The sequence below is a fragment of the Nostoc cf. edaphicum LEGE 07299 genome (assembly GCF_015207245.1).
In the GTDB taxonomy this organism is placed as follows: Bacteria; Cyanobacteriota; Cyanobacteriia; order Cyanobacteriales; family Nostocaceae; genus Nostoc; species Nostoc edaphicum_B.
Map to the genome: position 1 here is coordinate 1 of NZ_JADEXF010000492.1, position 4,260 is coordinate 4,260.

Sequence of the window (4,260 nt, forward strand, 5' to 3'; positions counted from 1 at the left end):
ATAAAGAACTTCAAACACAGTTAGAAGCAACACTAAAACTGCATCAATGGCAGTCAACGACATTGCTCTTGGAGTGAAAGAGAAAGTAATTAAAAAGGGTTTTGGAAATTTGGTTATCTCTCAGACTGCTGCTTACAGTTGCAGGTTTACTGTTTAGAGAAGTAAAGCATTATCTTGTACAATCAACGACTAATAGCTCCCCTAGATGGGGAGTTATTTGATATCAGTTAGCTAGCTAAGATGAAATTGGTACATTTTTAAATGCGGCTGTATCTGGCACAAAAATGTCCAAATTATTGATCCCATCGGGAATTCTTAGCCAGATATAAGCATCTGCGGAGGCTTGTGGGCGTACTTGGAACAAAGAAACGCTTCCTGTTGAGCGATTAAGAGCAACTCTTTTGTAGGTTACGCTAGTGTCAGGATTGCGGGCTGTTGTACTAGCCACCGAGATAATATCGCTACCAACAACTCCGTCTGTGGCAAGGCGACGAATCCGCATTTGCAGATTTACCACATCACGGTTTCCAGTTTCTGGATCTTTAATTCGTTTTGCTGAAAGTAACTCAACTTCTGCCTTTTTGCCAAAAGCAGGCTGCACAAATTGGCCAGGACTAATTGCTGATGTTGTAGCACTAGCTGGGGATGGTGAGGCTGTTGCTTGTGGAGAAGTTGTAGTTGTAGGACTTGGGACTTGAGTGGGAATGGTGTTACTGGCTGTACTAGTAGCATTTAGTGTCTGCCGTAACGTAAAAACTTCATAAGCTACATAGCCGCTACATCCCAAAGCCAAAGTAGAGAGTAATACAGCTACACCAGATAAAAATGTACTCACACCATTGCCTCGATTTCGTATTTCTGTATATACAGGTTGACTTAGGTTTCGATTTTGTAGTCCCATAAATTATGTTTGTGCGCTCGCCTATGTATGAAACATGTGAACATCTTCCCTATACTAATTAAGTAACTTTACTGAGCCAATTCTTCTCTCTCCGGAAGGAAATTGTTTGGAAGGTAAAAATATCTGTCTTTGGGATAAGGAAAATTGGTGAGACTTAAGACTTTAAATCAACCACTGGGTGTTTTATTAATATTTTTGACTAGCCAGATAGGATTTAGTTCTATTGCGAAAGCACAAACCCCAGTTGCACCAACAACTACCACAAAATCAATTTGCTCTAATCAATTGGGAACAGCTATAGATGCTGTAATCAATCGTCCCTTATTTAGTCGGGTGCGCTGGGGAATTTTGATACAACCTCTGTCAACGGGTTCAACTCTTTACAGTCGAGATGCCGAGAAATATTTTACTCCTGCGTCTAACCTCAAATTGCTGACAACGGTAGCCGCGTTGCAGGAATTGGGTGCTAATTTTCGGATTCGCACCTCTATTTATCAGAATGGCAATGGTGTTTTACGTGTTGTCGGCAGGGGAGATCCTAGCTTAAGTGATACAGAACTGCAAAAATTGGCACAGCAGTTAAAACAGAAAGGTATTACTCAAATTCAGCGCTTGATAGCTGATGATAGTTATATTCAAGGTGATATTGTTAACCCCACCTGGCAATGGGAAGATGTTCAGTCAGACTATGGCGCACCAGTTAACAGCTTTATTCTGAATCAAAATATTTTTAGCTTAAAACTTATACCACAGGCTGTAGGTAAATCTTTACAAGTCGTATGGACTGATCCTGGCGAAGCGAAACAGTGGCGGATAATTAATCAGTCAGTAACCGTTCCCCAAAATCAACCAAGCTACGTCAATGTTACCCGTGAATTATCAGGAACAGTATTACGAATTCAAGGACAACTGGCAACGAATTCTGAACCCTCTTTAATAGATTTGCCTGTCGTTGACCCTAATTATTACTTCTTACGACGCTTCCGTAGTGCTTTAGCAACAGAAAAAATTAACTTGGGACAAACATTAGTAGTAAATGGTGGTGTGAATCAACAGGAAATCGCATTTGTCGAATCGCCACCTTTAGCTGAATTATTAGCAGAAACTAATTTAGATAGTAATAATCTTTATGCTGAAGCATTGCTGAGAGCATTAGCTATGAAAAAAATCAGACTGAAAAATCAGACTAATGCTGATGTCGGTTTAGAAGTTGTCAAAGCAAGTTTAACTAAATTGGGGGTTGATCCAGCTAATTACATTTTAGTGGATGGTTCAGGTTTATCACGTCGTAACTTAGTAACACCAGAAGCTTTTGTACAAACTTTGCGGGCAATTGCAAAAACCCCAACAGCATATATATATCGGGCATCTTTACCTGTGGCGGGTAAAAGTGGAACTCTGAAGGGCCGCTTTCAAGGTACACCTGCTGAGGGTATTGTGCAAGCAAAAACAGGTACGTTAACGGGTGTAGTTTCTCTATCTGGATATATGAATGCGCCGAAGTATGAGCCGTTAGTTTTTAGTATTATCGTAAATCAGTCGGATCAGTCTGCAACAGTAATACGGCAGGCAATTGATGAAGTTGTTGTGTTGTTAACACAGTTGCAGCATTGTTAATATTATACTTTTCACTCCTAACTTGTTTCATGCCAGCCAAAATCTTACCACCGCCCCTAAAACCTGGAGACTTACTACGAGTAATTGCCCCTAGTGGTGCTTTGCGAGAATTCGAGGAATTTAAACAGAGTCTAGAAATTTGGCGATCGCGTGGTTATCAATTAAAAGTCAGTCCCCAGATAGATGACAAATGGGGTTATCTGGCAGGAACTGACGAAACCCGCCGTCAGCAATTAGCAGCAGCATGGCAAGATCCTGATTGTCGAGGTATTCTCTGTGCCAGAGGTGGTTTTGGCAGCACCCGCATTTTAGAAAGTTGGAATTGGCCAAACTCAGGGCTTCCCAAGTGGCTCATAGGCTTTTCTGATATCACAGCTTTATTATGGAGCCTTTATACAGCAGGCATTTCCGGCGTTCAAGGACCTGTAATGACAACTTTGGTAGATGAGTCAGATTGGTCAGTTAAGCGATTATTTGATTGGGTAGAAGGTAGTTCTTTCACACCTCTCAAAGGTTGCGGTTGGGGTGGTGGTGTGGTTAATGGTACTTTGTTACCAGGTAATCTGACGGTAGCTACTCACCTTTTGGGTACACCAATCTTGCCACATCTGGATGGTGTGATTCTAGCCTTCGAGGATGTTACCGAAGCACCTTATCGCATCGATAGGATGCTGACGCAGTGGCGTTTGAGCGGTGCTTTGTCTCAAGTCTGCGGTATTGCGTTGGGCGGTTTTACTCGCTGTGAAGCGCCACCAACTATATCTAGTTTTAGTGTAGAAGAAGTATTGCGCGATCGCTTAGGTGATTTAGGGATTCCCATTGTCTCCGATTTGCCTTTTGGCCACGATCATCCCAATGCAGCCTTACCAGTGGGTGTAGAAGTAACTTTAGATGGGGATGCGGGAATATTAGCGATCGCGCATCCACATTAAGTTAAAATCAGATCCGCTGAATTCAAGAAAATAACTTTTTTTTGGTAGTATTTCTATATAAAAAACTATAGATAGTGTAAAGTATTACATATTTTCTTCAGGAAAATAATGTTTAAGTGGTGTTTTATAAAGTCTGCAAAATTGCCTGAGGAGGTTAACTAGTGTAGTATAAATCATCGTAAAATATATTTAGCTTTACTATACAGCAAGTACTGCGTGATGCCTTTTGCGGGTCTAGCCATCGGTCGATGCAGATTATGGCATATTGAATATCAGCAAATAAATCACAAATAGCATAATTATTTGGTTGTGATGCTGTGTTGTCAGTGTGAGCAATTTTAAACTAGTTATAAATTGAACATCTAACTCTTATGAGTCCTATTGTCTTTGACTTTAGTCCTGAAATTTCAGTTATACTTTGCACCTACAACCGAGAAAAATATTTGAATAATTGTATCAATAGTGTCCTTGAGCAAACATTTAAAGATTGGGAACTGTTGGTAGTTGATGATGGTAGTAAAGATAATACTTTTGAAATTGTCAATCCCTATGTGCAAAAGTTTAATAATATACGTTATTTAAAACACCAAAATAAAAAATTAGGGTACTCTAAAAATGCCGGAGTTCAAGCATCCTTTGGCAAATACATCACCTTTATTGACAGCGATGATACATATATAGCAAATCATCTAGAGTCGCGATTTAAATACATGCAGGCTAATCCAGAAATTGACTTGATTGAAGGAGGATTTTTCTCTGAAGAAGAGATTTTTGTAGCCGATTATTTTCAACTAGGTAAAATAATTAATT

Annotated in this window: 4 protein-coding genes; 3 read left to right on the forward strand and 1 reads right to left on the reverse strand. The window is 40.0% G+C overall.

All coding sequences use genetic code 11. The features are described from left to right. Nucleotides 1–235 precede the first annotated feature (235 nt). Nucleotides 236–835: a hypothetical protein gene (locus tag IQ229_RS15430; protein WP_194045076.1), complete on the reverse strand. Its 600-nt coding sequence runs from the start codon at nucleotides 833–835 to the stop codon at nucleotides 236–238. Nucleotides 836–1,048: 213 nt separating this feature from the next. On the opposite strand from IQ229_RS15430, the gene dacB reads away from it, so the two are divergent. From dacB to IQ229_RS15445, 3 genes are all read left to right on the forward strand, one after another. Further along, complete coding sequence (gene dacB, locus IQ229_RS15435) at nucleotides 1,049–2,518, forward strand: D-alanyl-D-alanine carboxypeptidase/D-alanyl-D-alanine endopeptidase (RefSeq protein WP_322743998.1); 1,470 nt, start codon at nucleotides 1,049–1,051, stop codon at nucleotides 2,516–2,518. Nucleotides 2,519–2,547: 29 nt separating this feature from the next. Then, on the forward strand, nucleotides 2,548–3,450 hold the full coding sequence (locus IQ229_RS15440) for a S66 peptidase family protein (protein WP_194045072.1): 903 nt from the start codon (nucleotides 2,548–2,550) through the stop codon (nucleotides 3,448–3,450). Nucleotides 3,451–3,821: 371 nt separating this feature from the next. Next, a partial coding sequence (locus tag IQ229_RS15445) for a glycosyltransferase family 2 protein (protein WP_194045074.1) occupies nucleotides 3,822–4,260 on the forward strand: 439 nt, incomplete at its 3' end.

Bases quoted from the DNA above. Each gene is read 5' to 3' on its own strand.
- IQ229_RS15440 (WP_194045072.1), top strand. From the start codon at position 2,548: ATGCCAGCCAAAATCTTACCACCGCCCCTAAAACCTGGAGACTTACTA.